General features: G+C 53.3%; 15 protein-coding genes. 9 read left to right on the top strand and 6 right to left on the bottom strand.

The features are described 5' to 3' along the window. Window positions 1-64: 64 nt before the first annotated feature. On the bottom strand, window positions 65-2089 hold the full coding sequence (locus KOI40_RS18900; RefSeq protein ID WP_216097919.1) for a putative bifunctional diguanylate cyclase/phosphodiesterase: 2025 nt from the start codon (window positions 2087-2089) through the stop codon (window positions 65-67). Window positions 2090-2524: 435 nt separating this feature from the next. Between KOI40_RS18900 and KOI40_RS12795 the strand changes: the two genes are divergently transcribed. Further along, complete coding sequence (locus KOI40_RS12795) at window positions 2525-2926, top strand: hypothetical protein (protein WP_216097918.1); 402 nt, start codon at window positions 2525-2527, stop codon at window positions 2924-2926. Between the two features lie 13 nt (window positions 2927-2939). Further along, on the top strand, window positions 2940-4538 hold the full coding sequence (locus KOI40_RS12790) for a methyl-accepting chemotaxis protein (protein WP_216097917.1): 1599 nt from the start codon (window positions 2940-2942) through the stop codon (window positions 4536-4538). A gap of 143 nt (window positions 4539-4681) precedes the next feature. On the opposite strand, the gene gcvP is transcribed toward KOI40_RS12790, so the two are convergent. Both gcvP and gcvT read right to left on the bottom strand, forming a co-directional pair. Next, window positions 4682-7504 (bottom strand): aminomethyl-transferring glycine dehydrogenase, encoded by a 2823-nt coding sequence (gcvP, locus tag KOI40_RS12785; RefSeq protein WP_216097916.1) that lies wholly within the window; start codon window positions 7502-7504, stop codon window positions 4682-4684. A 237-nt stretch (window positions 7505-7741) separates the two neighbouring features. Beyond that, complete coding sequence (gene gcvT, locus KOI40_RS12780) at window positions 7742-8857, bottom strand: glycine cleavage system aminomethyltransferase GcvT (RefSeq protein ID WP_216097915.1); 1116 nt, start codon at window positions 8855-8857, stop codon at window positions 7742-7744. 231 nt (window positions 8858-9088) lie between these two features. On the opposite strand from gcvT, the gene KOI40_RS12775 reads away from it, so the two are divergent. Continuing rightward, a complete protein-coding gene (locus KOI40_RS12775; RefSeq protein ID WP_216097914.1) occupies window positions 9089-9943 on the top strand; it encodes a LysR family transcriptional regulator in 855 nt (284 codons plus the stop codon). Between the two features lie 32 nt (window positions 9944-9975). Here KOI40_RS12775 and KOI40_RS12770 read toward each other — a convergent pair whose 3' ends face one another. After that, window positions 9976-10572, bottom strand: coding sequence for an LON peptidase substrate-binding domain-containing protein (locus KOI40_RS12770; protein ID WP_216097913.1), 597 nt, complete (start codon window positions 10570-10572; stop codon window positions 9976-9978). A 152-nt stretch (window positions 10573-10724) separates the two neighbouring features. On the opposite strand from KOI40_RS12770, the gene KOI40_RS12765 reads away from it, so the two are divergent. From KOI40_RS12765 to KOI40_RS12745, 5 genes are all read left to right on the top strand, one after another. Then, window positions 10725-11372 (top strand): glycine zipper 2TM domain-containing protein, encoded by a 648-nt coding sequence (locus KOI40_RS12765; protein ID WP_216097912.1) that lies wholly within the window; start codon window positions 10725-10727, stop codon window positions 11370-11372. Window positions 11373-11481: 109 nt separating this feature from the next. Then, window positions 11482-11868 (top strand): PepSY domain-containing protein, encoded by a 387-nt coding sequence (locus tag KOI40_RS12760; protein WP_216097911.1) that lies wholly within the window; start codon window positions 11482-11484, stop codon window positions 11866-11868. Between the two features lie 51 nt (window positions 11869-11919). Beyond that, window positions 11920-12588: a response regulator transcription factor gene (locus KOI40_RS12755; protein ID WP_216097910.1), complete on the top strand. Its 669-nt coding sequence runs from the start codon at window positions 11920-11922 to the stop codon at window positions 12586-12588. After that, a complete protein-coding gene (locus KOI40_RS12750) occupies window positions 12572-14029 on the top strand; it encodes an ATP-binding protein (RefSeq protein ID WP_216097909.1) in 1458 nt (485 codons plus the stop codon). The genes KOI40_RS12755 and KOI40_RS12750 overlap by 17 nt, the downstream gene beginning before the upstream one ends. A gap of 362 nt (window positions 14030-14391) precedes the next feature. After that, complete coding sequence (locus KOI40_RS12745) at window positions 14392-16878, top strand: TonB-dependent receptor (protein WP_216097908.1); 2487 nt, start codon at window positions 14392-14394, stop codon at window positions 16876-16878. Between the two features lie 92 nt (window positions 16879-16970). Here KOI40_RS12745 and KOI40_RS12740 read toward each other — a convergent pair whose 3' ends face one another. Continuing rightward, window positions 16971-17777 (bottom strand): SDR family oxidoreductase, encoded by an 807-nt coding sequence (locus tag KOI40_RS12740; protein WP_216097907.1) that lies wholly within the window; start codon window positions 17775-17777, stop codon window positions 16971-16973. Between the two features lie 324 nt (window positions 17778-18101). Here KOI40_RS12740 and KOI40_RS12735 point away from each other — a divergent pair, with 324 nt between their 5' ends. Beyond that, entirely contained in the window at window positions 18102-18593 is a 492-nt protein-coding gene (locus KOI40_RS12735) for a hypothetical protein (RefSeq protein WP_216097906.1), read from the top strand. Window positions 18594-18855: 262 nt separating this feature from the next. On the opposite strand, the gene KOI40_RS12730 is transcribed toward KOI40_RS12735, so the two are convergent. Beyond that, the gene (locus KOI40_RS12730) at window positions 18856-20484 is read right to left on the bottom strand and encodes an NAD+ synthase (protein WP_216097905.1); all 1629 of its coding nucleotides are present in this window, start codon (window positions 20482-20484) and stop codon (window positions 18856-18858) included. Window positions 20485-20667 lie beyond the last annotated feature (183 nt).

The raw sequence follows: 20667 nt of genomic DNA, 5'->3' as shown, positions 1-20667 counted from the left end.
AAAAAATATTGATGCAAGTGTCATAATGTTTATCTGACCCCATTTATTTAATCCCTCTGTCACCTTATCCAATACACTCCTCCCATGGCTTTGGGCGGCTAAACAAATAGCCCTGAGCCTGATCACACCCCAATCGTCGCAGTAAATCCAGTTGGCCTTCTGTTTCCACGCCCTCGGCGACCACTGTCAAACGGAGGCTCTGCGCCATTTTGATAATCGCCTTGACGATTAAGTAATTATCCGATGCTTGGCACTCGCTTAAATCCCGAACAAACGACTTATCTATTTTGATGCAATCGATCGGAAAACTTTTCAAGTGCGTTAGCGAGGAGTAACCCGTCCCGAAATCATCGAGCACGATATCCACTCCCAGAGCTTTAAGGGCGCGAAGATTACGGGTGACCATATCCAGATTGGAAATCAGTGTCGACTCCGTCAATTCAACTTTGAACCTGGACAGTGACACTCCATTTTCTTCTGACAATCCTTTTAACCATTCAACCAGTGTCTTGGATTTCAACTGCTGGGCGGACAGGTTCAAGGCGAGTTTGAACTCTGCTGCATCACCCATATGGCGAAGAAACTCACAACAGCGACGAAAAACCTGTTCCGAGAGAGACTGGATCATGCCTGTCTCTTCCGCCAGCGGAATAAACTCTTCAGGGCTGACTGAGCCACGCTCAGGATCGAACCAACGGGCCAAGGCCTCATAGGCACACACACTGTGGCTGGAAAGATCGACAATCGGCTGAAAATAGGCGGTAAAGGACTCCGACAGGATCGCTTCTTTAATGCCTTTTTCCATATTCAATTTTAAGTGGTGGTAATCACCAATCGACTGATCATAAAAGCAGTAGCCTCCGTTTTTTTTGCGTTTGGCTTGATACATCGCCATATCCGCATTAGAGATTAATTCACTACTGCTGTCGGCATCTCTCGGGTAAAAGGCGATCCCGATACTGAGGCTGGAGCTCAGTTGCTTGCCGGATATATGGAAGGGGCGATCAACTTCAGCCAACAACTTTTCTGCCAGCACAGCCATATCTTCTTCATCACGAGTGACATCACTGATGACCAAAAACTCATCGCCACTCATGCGCCCCAAAGTATCACAAGCTCGAATCACACTGCTCAAACGCCTGGCAATTTCCACCAGCAGTTCATCCCCAACCGGATGGCCATAAGTGTCATTGATGGATTTGAACTCATTGACATCAATGCTTAGCAGTGCCGTGCGGCTGTGAGTTCTGTCATTGGCGAGCAGGCGTTGCTCAAGCCGTTCCAACAGCAATCGACGATTGGCAAGCTTGGTCAATGGATCATAGTAAGCCAGCTCCTGCAGTTTGCGTTCATGTTTCTTCTGCTGGCTGCTGTCACGGAATATTCCTAAATAGTGGCAGACCTCACCCTGCAAGTTGCGGATCACGTTAATCTTCAGGTTCTTAGGATAAACGTGACCGTTTTTATGACGATCCCAAACCTCTCCTTCCCAACCACCATCCTGATTGAGCATGTGCCACATACGCTGATAAAACGGCTTGGGGTGACGGCCGGACTTCATGAATCCGGTCGGCTGCCCCAGCGCCTCGACTCGCTCATATCCAGTCAACGACGTAAACGCGGCATTGACGTCCACAATGCGATTGTTTTCATCAGCCACGACGATTGCATCGGTCATCCCTTGAAACAACACGCTGCAGAACTGCAGTTGTTTGTAGACTTCATCGCACTCGGCAAGGTCTCGCCAGCGCACCAGAATCAGATCCCTGGTGCGGTATTTCAACGAAGTCAACTCTACCTCAACAGTAAAATCCAGGCCGTTGGCATTGCGATGCACCCAGTCAAATGTATGCCGCCCCCGCTCGCAGGCCAGGGTAATCATGTGCTCAGCTTTCACCTCAGACATCACACCATCAGGCTGCACCGGGGGCGACAAGTTGGCGGGATGCAGTCGACGAACCTTGGACTTGCGGTCAACTTTTAACAGATCCATCGCAGCTCGATTGCAAGCCACAAAGACATTATTTTCCAGTACAAGCATGGCTTGCGCAGAGTTCTCGAAGAGTACTCGATATAGCGAGAGATCCACTATAGCTCCTTAAGTCGTCAACATCCTTGCATCAATACCACATCAGCGAAGCGCCCCAATTGAGACCGTGTTCCACTTTGCTTGAGCATGACGAGTAACCCACCATGACAGCTGGGCGGGCAGAACAGTTTTTATTGTTGTTAGTTTTGTTAGTTGCCAACCATCTCTGCCACTCGCCTTACACATACAGAGAAAAAGCATGTATATGGTCAAGAACAAATACCAAGTTGGGCTTCCAGGATTATTGCTAATAGTCAAAAAAACATCTTGATTCCATAGCAGCTGGCGCATTAACCTTGCAAAAAGTGTGGTTATTAGAATATAAAGAAACTTCACTTTACGTCAACTGATTTTCTGAGTGCCTGACATACCGATCTAACCGCTCTGACAGTTACAGGCTGAGCATCAGGCAACTCACGGAAGAGGAATGTTACTGTGCCGGACACAAGACTCACATCCATATTAATCGCCATTCCCAATGACCAGCAGTGTCATTTACAGGATGTATTGCACCAACATTTTCCTGACATCCGCAGCGTTACATCAGCCTCAGAGCTATTGCTGGAGCTGTCTAACACAAAGGCAGAGCTGATCATATTGAGTCTGCAACTGGGTCGCGAAGAGATTCAACGGGTACTCCAATTATTGGATTCCCAGCGAGAGCTAATGCCCGACCACCTGATAGCCTGGGGCTGTCCCGCCAGCCCAGCGGAGAAATCAACACTCTACAGGTACGGTGTGGATGAGATTGTTGACAGCGATACTCCCACCACCACCTTTTTGGCTCGCATCCATGCACGCCTCCAACTCTCAACCACTTCCCTTTTGAACGCCTAAAGAGTCACTCCCCATGCGCAACAACCAACCCGTTACAGATCGAGAACAACCACTGGAGGCAACCCATAACCTGCTTTCCACAACCAATCCTTCTGGCACCATCACCTATGCCAACACAGACTTCTGTGAGATTGCCGGCTTTAGTCAGGAGGAATTGATAGGCCAACCTCACAACATGGTGCGTCACCCTGACATGCCCGCAGAAGCCTTTAAGATGCTGTGGCAGAGATTGAAGTCTGGGCGCTCCTGGATTGGCGCGGTAAAGAATCGCTGCAAAAACGGTGATTATTACTGGGTCAAAGCGTATGCCACCCCCATCAAAAACGGCAGCCAAACTGCAGAGTTTCAATCCGTTCGTACCCAACTCGACCCTCTCAGTAAAATGCGTGCCTCGCGCCTCTATCGAAAAATCAAAGCCGGCAAGCGCAATCCGATGGGACACAGAATCCGGTCCACCAGCCTGTTTGTTAAACTACAAATTCTTATGCTCGGGAGTCTGATACTTGTCAGTGCACCATTACTGATGTTCAGCCTTCAACCGTCAATCGCCTTGCTGTGGGCCAGCGCCATTGCCCTGATTAGTTGCGCTCTGCTGGCATGGCAACTCCATCCCTTGCACAAGGTAGTTCAACAGGCGCGAGAGGTTTCCGATGATCTTTTGGCCTGCTATGTATTCACTGGCAGGACGGACGATATTGGTCAATTGGCACTGGCGTTGGAATGTCTGAAAACCGAAAGCCAGGCACTGGTGGGTCGTATCAGTAATGACGCCCAGCGACTTGACGTCAGCAATGCCTCACTCAGCCAACAAATTCAGGACAGCAACCACAGCATCAATAGCCTCAATCAACAAAGCGAACAAGTCGCAGCAGCCATGCATGAGATGTCCATGACCATTCAGGAGATGTCACAGAATTGCAGTCACGCGGCAGAATCCGCTCAGCAGGCACTGGCAAACTCAAATCAGGGTAAACAACTGGTAGAACAAACGACACAGGGCATTGACGATCTGTCACACAAAATTCAGCAGGCTTCGTCCGCTGTGCAACAGCTGGCAAGTCGTTGCGACTCGATTGGCTCCATTGTCGATGTCATTGAATCGGTGGCCAAAGAAATTAATCTGCTGGCTCTCAACGCGGCCATAGAAGCCGCTCGAGCAGGAGAACACGGTAAAGGGTTTGCCGTAGTCGCGGATCAGGTGAGAGAACTGGCTCATCAAACACACAGCTCGACTCAGGAAATCACGGCGATGATAGGCAACCTTCAATCGTCCACTCAGGAAGCCGTTGACCATATGACACAAGCGGAAAGTACAACTCGCCACTGCGTCGAGCTAACCCATAGCACAGAAGCGGCTATCACCAACAGTCTAAGCGCCGCAGAAGACATCCATCATATCAGTCAGCAAATAGCCGCTGCCACCGAGCAGCAAAGCTCAGCTGCCAACGACATTAATAAAAGTATCAACGCAGTGGCCAGTTCGTCTCAGGATTTACGCAGTAACATCCATCAAACGGAATTGGCCACCACTGATGCAGCCTCGCTATCGACCAGCCTGCGCAGGCTGGCAGAACACTTTTTCAGCAGCAGTAGCAACAGCAGGCATGATTGATGATTTCATGTAGCACAGGTATCCATTCAGCCAATCCCTTATCCAATGAGTCATGACTCAGGCCATTTGTGCTTAAGAGAAAATAAAAACGGGCCATAAGGCCCGTTTTTACTGGATCTGATTGTCGCTATCCAACCGATGGATTACTCGGCATAGGCCTCAATCGGCAAGCAGCTGCACACCAGATTCCGATCACCGAAGACGTTGTCGATACGTCCGACCGGTGGCCAGTATTTGTTTTTGCGCAGGCTTTCCAGCGGGAAGCCGCCTTCGGATCGAGGATAGGCGTAAGTCCACTCATCGGCGGAAACCATTTCCACCGTGTGTGGTGCATTGACCAGTGGGCTGTTGGCCAGCTCTACGCTGCCGTTGCGAACCGCGTCGATCTCTTCGGCGATTTTCAGCAAGGCATCGCAGAAACGATCCAACTCGTACAGGCTTTCACTTTCGGTTGGCTCGATCATCAGGGTGCCGGCCACCGGGAAGGACATGGTCGGTGCGTGGAAGCCGTAGTCGATCAAACGCTTGGCCACGTCTTCTACGTCGACGCCGGTTTCGTCTTTGATGGGTCGCAGGTCAACGATACATTCGTGGGCGATCAGGTCGGCGTTACCGGTGTACAGAATCGGATAAGCCGCTGACAGACGCTTGGCCACGTAGTTGGCATTGAGGATGGCGATCTCGGTGGCAGATTGCAGACCGGAAGCGCCCATCATGGTGATGTACATCCAGGTGATTGGCAGGATACTGGCGCTGCCCAGATGAGCGGCAGAGACTGCACTCTTCTGGTTTTCCATGATGCGGTGACCCGGCAGGTAAGGTGCCAGATGGGATTTCACCGCTACAGGGCCAACACCGGGGCCGCCGCCACCGTGTGGAATACAGAAGGTTTTGTGCAGATTAAGGTGAGATACGTCACCGCCAAACTCACCGGGCTTACACAGGCCAACCATAGCGTTAAAGTTGGCGCCGTCCACGTAGACCTGACCACCGTGATCGTGAATCAGGGTGCAGATATCGCGGATGTTTTCTTCAAACACACCGTGGGTGGATGGGTAGGTGATCATGATGGCAGCCAGGTTGTCGCTGTGCAGCTCGGCTTTCGCACGCAGATCGTTCATGTCCACTTCGCCCTTGGCGTCACAAGCAGTCACGACCACCTTCATACCACACATTTGTGCGGACGCCGGGTTGGTCCCGTGAGCGGAGCTTGGGATCAGACAGATGTTGCGGTGCCCTTCGCCGCGGGACTCGTGGTAACCACGAATGGCCAGCAGGCCCGCGTACTCGCCCTGGGAACCGGCGTTGGGCTGGAACGAGATGTCGTCGTAGCCGGTGGCTTCGCACAGCATGCGGTTCAGCTGTTCATCCAGAATTCTGTAACCTTCCGCCTGATCCGCAGGTGCAAACGGGTGCATGGTGGAAAACTCTGGCCAGGTCACCGGAATCATTTCTGATGTGGCGTTCAGTTTCATGGTGCAGGAACCCAGCGGAATCATGGCACGGTCCAGCGCCAGATCCTTGTCCGCCAGACCGCGCAGGTAACGCAGCATTTCGGTTTCGGAGTGGTAGCTATTGAACACCGGATGGGTCAGGTAGTCGCTGCTGCGTTGTAATTCAGCCGGGATGACCAGCTCGGCTTCGTCGCCGTTGATGGCATCGATACCAAAGCTGGACAGAATGGCTTGCAGGTCTTCGGCTTCTACCGTCTCGTCGATGGACAGGCCAACGCGGGCGTCATCGATCACACGCAGGTTGAGGCCTTTGGCCAGAGCGCGCTCGTGAATGGCGGCGGTTTTATCACCGGTTTTTACGGTCAGGGTATCGAACCAGGTGGTGTTTTCCAGTTCAAAACCGGCGGCGGCCAGTTCGCTGGCAACGGTGCTGGTTTTGGCGTGGACGCTTTCGGCAATCGCCTTCAAACCCTGCGGGCCGTGGTAGACGGCGTACATGCTGGCCATTACGGCAAGCAGTACCTGAGCGGTACAGATATTGGAAGTCGCCTTCTCGCGGCGAATGTGCTGTTCGCGGGTTTGCAGTGCCAGACGCAACGCAGGGTTACCCTGACTGTCGATGGAGCTGCCCACCAGACGGCCTGGCAGCGAACGCTTGTAGGCTTCTTTGGTTGCCATATAGGCAGCGTGTGGACCACCGTAACCGAGAGGCACACCAAAACGCTGGGAAGAACCAATCGCCACATCCGCTCCCAGTTCACCCGGTGAGGTCAGCAGGGTCAGCGCCAGAATATCGGCCGCCATGGCCACCAGCCCCTTGTGGGCGTGAACGGCATCGATCACATCGCGGTAGTCATTAATCTGACCACTGACGCCCGGGTATTGCAGCAGCACACCAAACACATCGTCCGCTTGCAGATCGGTTTTGGGATCACCGACGATCACCTGAATGTTCAGAGGCTCGGCACGGGTCAGAATCACATCCAGAGTTTGCGGCATGCAGTCCTGATCCACAAAGAAGTTCATGGATTTGGATTTCGACATGCGCTGACACAGGGTCATGGCTTCTGCGGCGGCGGTGGCTTCATCCAGCATGGAGGCGTTGGCCAGTTCCATACCGGTGAGATCGCAGATCATGGTTTGGTAGTTCAACAGGGCTTCGAGACGGCCCTGGGAAATTTCAGGCTGGTACGGCGTGTACGCGGTGTACCAGGCAGGGTTTTCCATCACATTGCGAAGAATCACTTTTGGGGTGTGGGTGTTGTAGTAACCCTGGCCAATGAACGAGCGCAGCACCTGATTCTTTTCGGCCACGGCCTTCATCATTTTCAGAGCTTCGGTTTCACTGACCGCATCTTCCAGCGCCAGAGGATTGGGCAGACGAATGTTGCCGGGAATCACCGTACCAATGAAATCGGACAGGGTGTTGTAGCCCAGTGCATTGAGCATGGTTTGCTGATCATTGGCGTCGGGACCAATGTGGCGGGATTCGAAGTTGGCTGGGTTACTCATAGTCTCACTCGGTGTGTGTATGTGTAGGTGAATACGTTTAATAAATTCTGTTTGTCGCTGCGCGTCTAGATTCCGTCATTGAGTCTTTGTACTCCGTCATTGCGAGGAGCGAAGCGACGCGGCAATCCATTATTAGCACGCTGTAGCGTAGATCGTGCCAGACATGGATTGCTTCGCTATGCTCGCAATGACGGTTGGCGCCTGCGGCGGGTTTAACCTCGAGCGCCCGCGGCGGTTTTAACCCCTATAGTACCGCTGCGGCACAAACGGCATTTTAGCCACAGTCATCGGGCGGGGCTTGCCACGTACCAGCGCAGAAACCTTAGTGCCAATAATCGCGAATGGGGCGCTGACATAACCCATAGCAATCGGTGCATTCAACGAGGGAGCAAATCCGCCGCTGGTGACGCGTCCGATGATTTCACCATCTTCATCCACAATCTCGGCGCCTTCTCTGACCGGCGCTTTGCCGTCGATCAAAAAGCCTGCACGTATTTCCGCCACGCCATCGCGCTGCTTGGCGAACAACAGATCGGCGCCAACAAAGCCGCCTTCTTTGTCACCGCCGACGCGGCGGCTTTTGGCCACGGCCCAACCCAACGCAGCTTCTGCGGGGGAGCGTTCATCGTCCATATCATGGCCGTAGAGACACAGGCCAGCTTCCAGTCGTAGCGAGTCGCGCGCACCCAGACCGATCCACTTGACCTCGGGTGAGGCCAACAGGCTTGCTGCCAGCGCCTCGGCCTGAGCGGCGGGCACTGAAATTTCGAAACCGTCTTCGCCGGTGTAGCCGGAACGGGTGACATAGCACTCGATGCCATCAATGCTCATGTGCTTGCCGGTCATGAATACGAGGGACGCGCACTCCGGTGCCAGCTGCTGCAATACGGTAACCGCTTTGGGCCCCTGCAGGGCAACCAGAGCACGGTCGTCCAGCAGCTCCAGTGAAGTGGAGGCCGACAACAAGCCAGTGAAATGAGCAACATCCTTCTCTTTACAGGCAGCGTTAAAGACGACGAAGTAGGTTGTCTCGTCCCAGCAGGTGACGATCAGGTCATCGACGATACCGCCCTGTGCGTTGGGCATGAAGGTGTACACCTGATGACCGGGCTTCAGGGTGTCCAGATCCAGTGGCAGGATCGACTCCAGATCACTCTTGGCGGCTTCGCCTTTGATCAGCGCCTGCCCCATGTGGGACACATCGAACAACCCGGCGTGTTCACGGGTGTGTAAGTGCTCAGTTTTAATACCGTCCGGGTATTGCACCGGCATATCGTAACCGGCGAAAGGCACCATTTTGGCACCTGCATCGACGTGCATGGCATGGAAAGGAGTCTGCAGCAAATCAGTCATAGTCGGCCCTGTACTCAAAGTCTGTGCTGAAAGAGATTACCCAATTAGGAGTAATAAGGTTGCGAATGATACGACTCACCTTATAATCAGTAAAATTAATAGTGATTATCCAGCTATAAGATATTTTGATAGATTCATAGCGCGCGCATAGATCAACTATAGCCTCAAATTCCGGCCTCAAGGGGCTAGAAGCGATCTTGTGACTTCAACAACACGTGACTCTGAAAGCCGATGAAAAATCTGTCCACCGATGCCCTGAGGGCTTTTATTACTGTACTGGAACTGGGCGGCTTCACTCATGCCGGGGAATACCTGGGCCGGACGCAACCGGCCATCAGCATGCAAATCAAGAAACTGGAGCAGACCATCGGCAAAAGCTTGCTGATCCGGCGTGGCCAGTCAGTGGAACTGACCAAAGCCGGTGAGGCGTTTCGCCCCTATGCCCGCCAGATTCTGGCGCTGAACGACGAGGCCGTGGAGCTGTTCAGTCAGGAGATGCTGGCCGGTAAGGTCAGGCTGGGCATTCCCAGCGAGTTTGCCTCGACCCTGTTGCCGAAGATTGTGGGGCTGTTTTCCCAATCACACCCCAATGTTACGCTGGAAGTCACCAGTGATCTGAGCAAAAACCTGCTGCACGAGCGTCGGCGTCTGGAGTTTGACCTGATTCTCGGCCTGCACCCGGACCCCTCCTCGGTAAACAGCAATGACATTGTGCGGCTGGATGAACTGGTCTGGGTGACCAGCGCCGATCACGACACCCACCAGCAGGCACCCTGCCCGCTGATTGTGGCTCCGGAGGGTTGTATCTATCGGGCCAGAGCCGTGGAGCAATTGACCGAATCCGGCATTCCCTGGCGACTGGTCTACACCAATCCGGACCTTTCCGGCATACGCTCTGCGATTGAAGAAGGCCTTGGGGTCACGGTGCTGGCCAAAAGCACGGTGCCCGATAACCTGAAAGTTCTGAAAAGCAGCGACCGCTACCCGCCACTGGGCAAGATGGCCATCAGCCTGGTCAAGCCCCAGCCCTCTGGGGGGCAGGCGGTGGATCGGCTGGCCGAATATTTAGCAGCATCGCTGAATTAAAAAGCCTGGCGGCCTCGCTGAATTAGGGGCTATTAACATTCTTGTTCGTCATCACCGGAGCTGAGCCTCGACACCCGCTCGGCCAGATGCTCAAGCCGAAGACCGGGATCGCTCAGTGACAGGAGTGCAACCTTGTCCGGTGAGCTCAGGGGCAGAAGCTGGCAGAGCTGCCACCCCAGATCGCGACTGTTGCGGATTTCCGGCAAATTGAGCTGTGAGACGACCGGATGCTGCCGCAGCTGGGCAGCCAAATCCAGCAGTCCGTCGTAGTGATCCGGTATTGGCTCACAGGGCTCTTCGGGCAGCCAGTTCACCTCGGCCATCATCAGTTGATCCGCCTCGACACGGGTACTGCTCAGGGTAAACTTGCGGCAGCCCTGAATGGTAATCCCCAACAGCCCGTTTTCGAGCTGCTCCCAATCGACGATGCGCGCTTCAACCCCGAACTGGAAGACCTGCGGCGCGCGTCCCACCTCGCGCCCTTCACGAATCTGCACCACGCCAAAGCCCTCGTCATTTTTCATGCAACGGCTGACCAGCGACACATAGCGTGGCTCAAAGATTTGCAGGGTCATCTTCTGTTCGGGGAACAGTGGGTTCGACAGGGGAAACAGGGCTATTTCAGACATAGGGACAAGACTCTCTTCAAAAGACTCGCGTCAATCAGACGTTGTTCACAGTCATGACGATTTCAATTTGGCTTCAGGCAGGGTTCAGTTTACCCGAGCTAATCTGATTCCTATAGAGATTAGCTGACTGACAGCATTGATGGAGAGTGAGAATGAACACCGCAAAAACATCACCCGCAATCAAACCCTTATTACTGGCAACCGCACTGTGTGCCGGCCTGTTTGCCACCGTCTCATGGGCCGACCGATACCAAAACCATCAGGGCGATCAGTACCGACATGCCAGTTACGATAATGGCAATTACCGCTATATCAACGACGGCCACCACAGAGGCAAGCAGCGCACCGCCAAAGCCAAGGTCACGCGCGTGGATCCCATTTACCAAACCGTTAGCCGTGATATCCCGGAGCGTTCCTGCTGGACCGAAACCCACTATGAACATCGAGACAGTGGTTATCAATCCTACACGCCGGCCATTCTGGGCACCGTCATCGGCGGCGCAATCGGTAACGCGGTCGGACACAGCAATACCAACAAGAAAGTCGGCACTGTCGTAGGCGGTGTTTTGGGGGCGACCGTGGGTCGCGATCTGGGCAACCGCAATCGCGACCACAACTACACATCACGCCCGGTGAATCAGGAAGTCTGTGAAGTGAATTACCGCACCGAGTACGAGGACCGTATTGTCGGTTACGATGTCACCTATCGCTACCGTGGTGAAACCTACCACACGCGCGCACATCAGCATCCGGGCAAGCATATTGAGGTGGCGGTGAATGTCAGACCGCTGCGTTACTGAGTCGGGACGACGAATCCCATGACCGGTTCCATTCGGGGACGAACGACCTGCAAAATTGCGCGTCCCCGTGTAGACTGCCAGACAGTCGATCAAAACATGGAGTGAGCTCATGAAGACCAAGGCAACTTTTTGCCTGCAGAATAGCCTCAAATCCGTCAGCCGCTTGTGCCGTCCTTCGGCTCTGGCCCTGCTGACAGCCGTACTGTGTGTCAGCTTGTCGGCCACTGCGGCTCCGAAGGACTCTGAGCGCGGTCGGGAGTTCAAAAACCCCCAGCAGCCCCATAAAGCACAGCACAAAGTACAGCCAAATGTACAACAGAAAGCCCAATCGAAAGCACAACAGAAAACCCATGACATCAGCCCGCAGCAGGCCGTTTCCATTGCCCGGCAACGTCAGCCCGGCAAAGTCCTGAGTGTGAAACGCAGCAATGGCTACTACAAGGTCAAGATGCTGCATGAAGGTAAGGTTCGCTACGTCAAGGTCAATGCCAACTGAGCGTGAAACGCTGAACGCAGGATGACCATCCGATTTCAAAGGAGTTAACACATGCATTTGCTGATTGTTGAAGATGAAACCCAACTGCAATTGCAAATCCGCCAGCAAATGGAAGCGCTCAACTTCACGGTCGACAGCGCTTCTGATGGCCGCGAGGGTCTGTATTTCGGCGAAGAGTTCCGCTATGACCTGGCGATTATCGATCTGGGATTGCCGCAACTGGACGGCATCGAAGTGATCAAACGCATTCGGGCTGCCGGTAAAGATTTTCCCATTCTGATTCTCACCGCCCGGGGCGACTGGCAGGATAAGGTCGAAGGTCTGGAAGCCGGTGCCGATGACTATCTGACCAAACCCTTCCATCACGAAGAACTGCGGGCACGGGTGCAGGCACTGGTTCGCCGCTCCGCCGGTCAGGCCACCAACACCTGGACGTTCGGGCCTCTGTCAATCGACTACGAGAAGAAGCTGGTACAACTGAACGACAAAACCATCGAGTTAACCAGCTATGAATTCAACACACTGGAATACCTCGCCCGCCACCAGGGCAAAGTGATTTCAAAATCCGAGCTGACCGAGTACCTGTATGCCCAGGACTTTGACCGGGACAGCAACACCATCGAAGTGTTTGTCGGCCGCCTGCGCAAGAAGATTGAATCCGATCTGAAATTTATTCACACAGTGCGCGGTCAGGGTTATCGCTTTGAATACCAAGGCTAGGTTGAACACAAACGCTGATCACCCCCAATCCGGGGACGCGCCTCCCTCCGGTGAGCCCTACCCGCTGGCCAATCAGGTGCGGATACTCAACTCGCTGCAGGGACGCTTTATTATCGCAAGCCTCCTCTGTTTGCCGTTGTTTATCGGCGCCAGTGGCCTGCTGCTGGAACGGGCTTTTAAAGACAGCCTCATCACCAGCGAGCAGGAACAACTCAACAGCCAGATGTACATACTGCTCGGTGCCGCCGAAGTACAGAATGGCCAACTGTATCTTCCGGAACAGCTGCACGAGCCACGCTACAATGTGGTGGATTCCGGGCTCTATGCCACCGTCAGTACACCCTCCCTGTTGGCTCCGGAACAAATCACCAATTGGAAACAGCTATGGCAATCTGAATCCATCAGCATCCTGAACATCACCCTGCCTTACAACGCCATGAGTTTCAGAACGGACCAGCGGGTTATGGAGGCCGCCGGTGACTATTTCCGCCTGACCTATGATCTCACCTGGGTCGACGACGACCAGAACGTGCTCCCCTTGCGGTTTCAGGTCTACCACAGTCAACAGGCCTATAAACAGCAGGTTAAAAAGTATCGTCAACAGCTTTGGTACGGGCTGAGCTTTCTGGCCATGGGGCTGCTGACCATCCAGGTGATCATCATGCGCTGGGGGCTCATCCCGTTAAAACGTCTGGCCAAGGAACTGAAGCGACTGTCTGGCGGTGAACAATCGCGGCTGACCGGCGATTACCCTGACGAGATCACCCCGGTCACCGACAGCCTGAATGAGGTTCTCCACCACGAACAGCAACAGCGTGAACGATACCGCAACACGCTGGGGGATCTCGCCCACAGCCTGAAAACGCCTCTGGCCATCGTGCAGGGAGAGTTGCAAAACCCGCAAGTGAATACCCAGCTTGCCAAAGAACAACTGGAGCATATGGGCAACATCATCCGTCACCAACTCCAGCGTGCGGTATTGCAAACCAGTCAGAAGCGTCACACGCCCCAACCCATACTGCCCGTCGCTGAACGATTAACCAAAGCCATGGGCAAGGTGTATCAGGATAAAAACATTCACTTTGAACTCCATATCGCCAGCGACCTGCGCTACCCCATCGAAAACCAGGATCTGTTCGAATTACTGGGTAACCTGATTGAAAACGCCTGCAAATATGGACACGACCGGGTTGAGATTACCGCTCTGGACAAGAACAGGGATCTGTTGATAATGGTTGCCGATAACGGACCCGGGATCAAAGATCAGGAGCTGGATATTATTCTTCAGCGCGGCGCCCGGGCGGATACCGCGAAACCGGGTCAGGGCATTGGTCTGGCCGTTTCTACCGATATCGTCAGTGCCTATGGCGGCAGTATTCAGGTTGGTAACAGTACAGCTCTGGGCGGGGCTGAATTTCAGATTCAGTTGCCTCGCGATTAACGGGTTGGGTTATCCCCAATACCGGCAACTGGCCACAATTCATTACCCGTTTGGCGATTCCTGTCATGTGCTGTTTATAAAGCCCCTTTAGGATGACCTGCAAAACAAAGCGCTTAAGAACGAAGCTGTATATATGGATGAATCAATACCTACTTCACCCCGCAAAACTGATCGTTTTTCAAGCAAGATGTCGACAAAAAGATATCTGCCAAAAAGGTGACCAACCGTTCACCTTTTGTTCTTTAAATCATCTGTTTGAAAAGATAGGATCGAGCTACGCTATACAACAAACAGCAATTCAAAATAAAGTTTATAGCGCTGTCTCAACAATAAATCTAATGACACCAAAAAGAGCACCACTCATGAGTGATACTAGAATTCCTGGCGCAACCAACCGTGTTGCGATAACCAAAAGCACCCTTAAAACTTTGCCCCTCGCCATTGCCATTGCTGCTGTATCTCCCTTCAGCGCGTTACAGGTGAACGCCTCCTCGTTGATGGAAGAGGTGGTTGTAACCGCTCAGAAACGTGAAGAAAACCTCCAGAGTGTTCCCATTTCCATCTCGGCATTCAGCGGTGATGCCCTCAAGGAAATGGGTGCTGAATCCGTCAGCGATCTGGGCCGGGCCACCGCTGGCGTTTCGATGAACAACGAAAGCGTAACCCAGCCTGCCTACAACGTTCGCGGTATTCAGACGGACGACTTCACCGTAGGTTCCGACCCCGCCGTCGCGCTGTACGTGGATGGTGTGTACGCCGCTCGTGGTGCCGGTGCAGAGATTCCACTGGATGATGTTGAGCGTATCGAGATTCTGAAAGGTCCACAGGGAACCCTGTTCGGCCGTAACGCCACCGGTGGTGCCATCAACTACATTACCAAGAAGCCGTCTCTCGAAGGGCAGGAAGGTTCGGTAACCGGCAGTGTTGGCGACTACAGCCGCACCAAGCTGGACTTTACTTACAATACGCCCGTTTCTGAGACCGTGGCGATTCGCTTCGGCGGCTCGGTAAACCGTCGGGACGGTTATTTGGAAAATGCCAATGGCCGCGATCTGAATGACACAGACAGCCAATCTTTCCGCGCGTCCATTTTGTGGGAGCCCAATGACAAGGCTCAGCTACTCTGGCGCGGTGAATACAGTGATATGAGTCAGGGTTCCGGTACGGTATATACCACTACCGAGAGTGTCTATAACGCGGGCGTCTTCGATGAGCCCTATGACTTGTACGGCGATATCAGTACCGACGTGCAATCGCTGGAAGAACGCGATCTGTTTGGTACGTCACTGGAATTTAACTATTTCTTCGATAACGCCACCTTCACCTCTTTGACGGCCTGGCGCAGCATGAACGTCAACTTCATCAACGATGAAGATGGTTCTTCCGACCCCGGTCACTACTTCGCATCAGAAAACATTGACGATCAGGATCAGTTCAGTCAGGAATTCCGCCTCACCGGCGAAACGGATCGTCTGAAATGGACTCTGGGTGCCACCTATAGCCGCGAGCATGTGGATCACACCACCGATGCCATCGCCACGACCAGTATGCTGGAAAACTTCGCGATCTACACAGCCTTGCTGAACGATGTTGATGCCTATCAAGGTCTCGGGCTACCAGGCGCTGCTCTTGGACTGGACAGCAATTCCAACGATAAAGAAATCGCTGAAGTCGTGAATGGTGTACGTGCTATTGAGGATGCTTATGCGCAAACAGGCTTGTCCCTTGCCACCTTCCTCAATCAACTCACCGGGCTGCCTCTGAACTATTTACAGCCGCAAGTTGCAGGTAATATCAGTGAAGATCCTAATTGGGTGGAATCAGTCCATAACACCGGCACATACGAAAGTACGGCGATTTACGGCGATGCGACCTATTCGGTAACTGAAAACCTGAATATTACCGCTGGTCTTCGCTACACCTACGACGAGAAAGAATTTACCGTTAAGACAGGCTACAACCCTGGTAACTCTCTGTTTATTAATCCGTTGACCAGTCAACCCCAGCCACTGGGCCTGTTTTTCTACAACAACGGGATTGATGGTGGCAATGTAGCCCAGAAATACAGCGATGACTGGGGCGCACTGTCCGGCCGTTTTGTGATGGATTACACCTTTAACGACGGTTCCATGGTCTATGGTTCTGTTGCTACCGGTTTTAAATCCGGCGGCTTCAACAGCCTGAGTTTTGGCCCCGGTGTTGAGCCTTCTTTCGATCAGGAAGAAGTGACCAACTATGAGCTGGGCTATAAGGGCGAGTTCCTGGATGGCAAGATGCGCTTTAATGCTTCTGCCTACTATTATGAGTACGACAATAAGCAGGATCTGAACCTGATTGGTACCCCCATTCCAAGCTACAACATCACCACCCTCGATGCAGAAGGTAAAGGTGTGGACATGGAACTCTACTGGTCAGTTACCGATCAGTGGTTTGTCTCTGCCAACTACAGCTACATCAAAACCGAGATCACCGATTACGATGTCATTCTTGATGAAGACGACGATACCGGTAAATCTCTGGTTAACACTCCGGAAAACACGTTTTACGTGATGACGGAATACACCATTCCGTTTGATTCCACCGGTGAACTGGTACTGCGTGCAGACTACAGCTGGGTTGACGAAGCCGATGGTCAAGCTCGTGATCGACTGGATTCTTTCTATCGCGCCAACGCCCGCGCTACCTATAACAGTGCCAGCGATAACTGGTCGGCCTCGTTATGGGTTAACAACGTGACGGACGAGGAAGACATTCGTGACTTCGTTGGCCCCGGCGGCGCCATTGGCTCTTATACGGTGGCGCGTCGTCTGCCACGCATGTACGGCCTGGATTTGACCTATCGCTTCTAAGGGTCAAATTTGGATCCGACAAAAAAACCGGCCTCCCATGGCCGGTTTTTTTATGCGACTTTTCCTTAACGCTTTTACACCCCTTTGCGATGTCAGAGAGATGCAAATCCCATCAACGCATGGCTCATACCACCGCAACCACCCTGCGACCAGCCTCCATCCACCGGCAAAATAACCCCACTGACGTAAGCGGCCAGATCTGAGCTTAGGAACAGGCAGGCGTTGGCAATATCGGTAGTTTCGCCCATGCGCTTCATCGGTACCGATTCCACGGTAAGCTGACGCAACTCTTCCGTCGGCGCCAATCGATCCATGCCTTCCGTTTTATCAATGGGGCCCGGCACCACCGAATTGATGCGAATGCCCTCCGGCCCCCACTCCATGGCCAATGTGCGAGTCACCATATCGACCCCGGCTTTGGCAGCACAGACGTGGCTTTGCGCCATCATTGGCAGAAAAGCCTGTGGAGCCGAGATGTTGATGATGCTGGCACCCGGCTTTTTCAGGTATTGATACGCGCCTTTCATCACGTGGAAGGTGCCCAGCAGATCAATCTCCACCACCGCCTTGAAGGCATTGGTCGACATCCCTTTCGCGGTTGCCGGAAAGTTGCCTGCAGCACCTGACACCAAGACATCAAAGTCGCCAAAGGCCTCATGGACTTCGGCCAAGCCGGCTACAACAGCCTCCGGGCTGCGAACATCAGCGCAGAATCCCATCGCCTCTGCCCCCAACGCCTTGAGACTTGCCACTGTGTCATCCACCTTATCCTGCGACCGGCTCGCAACAGCCACTCTGGCGCCCTGACGGGCAAATTCTTCAGCGACACCGCGGTTAATACCGCTGGTACCTCCCACAACCACGACCGTTTTATTTGTAAAGTCCAGGGTTATAGCCATAACTCTCTCCTGATTTCACCTGATTATTGATTTTCGTTGTCATGTACTGTCGTCAAGGTGTTCCGCGTTTGAAAAGTCACGACGGTGTTGGAACATTCAACTCGAGATAAGGTAAGTGTAGTCGGCGAAGTGCCACTACGATTCGAGAGGGGTATTTGCCAGACGAACGGGTGGCGCTATTTACGACACTATTGATGGCACTATTGACGGCACTACGAATGACACTACGAATGGCACGAATTGCAACATTCTCACCAACCGGCTAGAATCTGCCAAACGCTCAAAAATCAATCACAATAATTCTTGCGTAGAAGAGGTTCGACCATGATGAATGTAAAATCTTCCCTGATTGCCATGGGTATCGCCCTGGCCCTGCCATTGACAGCGGCTCACGCAGACACCCGTTCCGACGCACAACAGGTACTGAACACTCTCCATGGCAGTGTAGCCAGCGCGGAGCTGGCTTTGTCCGTTGCCGGCGCCAACCAAGCCATCCGTGCAGTGCAGGCAGAGCAAGCCATCAATCAGCTCTCCGCCAGTGTCGCTCAGGCGGATCTGACCATTGCCCTGGTCAATGCTCACGACAGCATCAGTGGTGTCTCAGATGCGCAAATGTTGGCTGAGCTGAATGGTCTGTTGAACAATAACGCGGGTGAAAACCATCCCGAACTGATCAGTGCCGTCGTATCAGAACGCCCCACGTTGGCCGCCGACGTGCAGACCCTGGCGCTTAACGCCGGAATGCAGGAAGACATGGTGGCAAGCTCCATCATCAGCGGCATGAGCAATGCACAGGCGACTGCTGCGGGTCAGTAATCACAGCTGGATTAACTACCGACTCTAGAACCCCGTCATTGCGAGCGTAGCGCGGCGATCCATGTTTGGCACATTGTAACGTGCATTCTGCCACACGTAGATGGATTGCCGCGCTACGCTCGCAATGACGATGTAGATAGGGTGCACTCTAGCGACACCCTTGGGCTGATTACCTGCCAACGATTCCCGCCAAAATCAAAAAAGCGCCGAAAGGCGCTTTTTTGTGTCTGTAGTTCTATCACGAGAATCTACCGAAAGGGCATCAATCCCCGATCTTCCAACCGTTTGTGATCGGGTAGCGACGGTCGCGACCAAAGCCACGCTCAGTAATTCTCGGCCCGACAGGCGCCTGACGCCGCTTGTATTCGTTGACGTCCACTAAACGCAATACACGGTGCACCACATCCGGCTCAAAGCCTTCAGCGATGATTGCTGTGGCACTGCAGTCACGCTCAACATACAGCTCCAGAATGCGATCCAGATCCTCATAGGGAGGCAGGCTGTCTTCGTCTTTCTGATCCGGAGCAAGCTCCGCCGAAGGCGGACGCTCGATCACACTGACCGGGATCACTTCTTCAATGGTATTGCGATAGCGAGCCAATTCGAACACCAGAACTTTCGGCACATCCTTCAGTACATCAAACCCGCCGGCCATATCGCCGTACAGGGTCGAATAACCTACAGCCATTTCGCTCTTGTTGCCGGTCGTCAGCACCAAATAGCCTTTTTTATTGGAAATGGCCATCAACACGACACCGCGACAGCGAGCCTGCAGGTTCTCTTCGGTGGTGTCCCGCAAGGTTCCGGCAAACTCATCTTCAAGAGCCGTCATAAACGACTCAAACATGGGCTCGATGGAAATGGACTGATAGGCCACACCCAGACGCTGGGCCTCGTCCGCGGCATCGTTTTTACTCAGATCAGAGGTGTAACGAAACGGCATCATGATTGCTTCCACCCGGTCTTTGCCCAGGGCATCAACCGCAATGGCCAGGGTCAGGGCGGAATCAATCCCACCGGACAGCCCCAGTACAACACCTTTGAAACCGTTTTTATTGACGTAGTCCCGAACGCACAACACCAACGCCTCGTAGACACTGGCGAGACGCTCGGGCTCAGGGGTGACACTGCCATCGCGAACAGTACATTCACCGCCACTGACATCCATGGTTACCGGCAACAGCAACTCTTCGTAGCTGGGCGCCTGCACCCGGACCTCACCTTCGGCATCCACCACCATGGACGCCCCATCAAATATTAATTCATCCTGAGCGCCGACCTGGTTGACATACAGAATCGGCATCTGCCCCTCACGGGCACGCTCATGCAACAGCTTGCGTCGTTCATTGATTTTGCCGATATGGAAGGGGGAGGCATTGATGTTGAGCATTAATTGAGCACCGGCCTGTTTGGCTTGATGCATGGGCTCAACTTGCCAGATATCTTCACAGATCGTGACGGCCGCCTTGATGCCTTTTAAACGCACAATACAAGGGCTGTCACCAGAGACAAAATAACGTTTTTCGTCAAACACTTTATAATTTGGGAGATGCTGCTTGGCGTATTCGGCAGTAATTTCACCACCGTCAATCACACCAGCCATATTAAACACACGACCGGCCATCACCCTCGGATAACCAACAACCACAGCGGCTTGCAGTGATGCACTGCAAATTGACTCCAGAGCACGATCAATCCGAAGTTCGAGACTTTCACGCAACAGCAAGTCTTCAGGCGGATACCCCGTCAATGTCAGCTCAGGGAAAATAACGATGTCAGCGCTGTGCTCGGATTCAGCCTGACGGACAGTATCGATCACCAGCTCGGTATTTCCCTGAATGTCCCCGACTAAAGGGTTTACCTGGGCCATGACAATCTTTAGGGTTGGCATATTTTCTAACTCCGGAATGACTCTTTTTCACCAGCTTTTCCCAGCGGCCAACAGACCTGGCACACGCAAAAACTCACGCATGTCGGCCCAATTTGCCAGACCATTGACTGACAATGTGGCAGAATCTGTATTCTGCAAGCAGTTACCTGGGGTAGCCATCGGCGAGGATGGGCTATTTTCGGA

Source organism: Pseudomaricurvus albidus, assembly GCF_018863235.1.
GTDB classification, from domain to species: Bacteria; Pseudomonadota; Gammaproteobacteria; order Pseudomonadales; family Cellvibrionaceae; genus Pseudomaricurvus; species Pseudomaricurvus albidus.
This window is presented reverse-complemented; position numbering and strand designations above follow the sequence as displayed.

Coding starts and splice junctions, on each gene's coding strand:
- KOI40_RS12730 (WP_216097905.1), bottom strand. CDS start 20,484: ATGCCAACCCTAAAGATTGTCATGGCCCAGGTAAACCCTTTAGTCGGG.
- KOI40_RS12770 (WP_216097913.1), bottom strand. CDS start 10,572: ATGTCTGAAATAGCCCTGTTTCCCCTGTCGAACCCACTGTTCCCCGAA.
- KOI40_RS12755 (WP_216097910.1), top strand. CDS start 11,920: ATGCATTTGCTGATTGTTGAAGATGAAACCCAACTGCAATTGCAAATC.
- KOI40_RS12765 (WP_216097912.1), top strand. CDS start 10,725: ATGAACACCGCAAAAACATCACCCGCAATCAAACCCTTATTACTGGCA.
- KOI40_RS12790 (WP_216097917.1), top strand. CDS start 2,940: ATGCGCAACAACCAACCCGTTACAGATCGAGAACAACCACTGGAGGCA.
- KOI40_RS12745 (WP_216097908.1), top strand. CDS start 14,392: ATGAGTGATACTAGAATTCCTGGCGCAACCAACCGTGTTGCGATAACC.
- KOI40_RS12735 (WP_216097906.1), top strand. CDS start 18,102: ATGATGAATGTAAAATCTTCCCTGATTGCCATGGGTATCGCCCTGGCC.
- gcvT (WP_216097915.1), bottom strand. CDS start 8,857: ATGACTGATTTGCTGCAGACTCCTTTCCATGCCATGCACGTCGATGCA.
- gcvP (WP_216097916.1), bottom strand. CDS start 7,504: ATGAGTAACCCAGCCAACTTCGAATCCCGCCACATTGGTCCCGACGCC.
- KOI40_RS12740 (WP_216097907.1), bottom strand. CDS start 17,777: ATGGCTATAACCCTGGACTTTACAAATAAAACGGTCGTGGTTGTGGGA.
- KOI40_RS12775 (WP_216097914.1), top strand. CDS start 9,089: ATGAAAAATCTGTCCACCGATGCCCTGAGGGCTTTTATTACTGTACTG.
- KOI40_RS12760 (WP_216097911.1), top strand. CDS start 11,482: ATGAAGACCAAGGCAACTTTTTGCCTGCAGAATAGCCTCAAATCCGTC.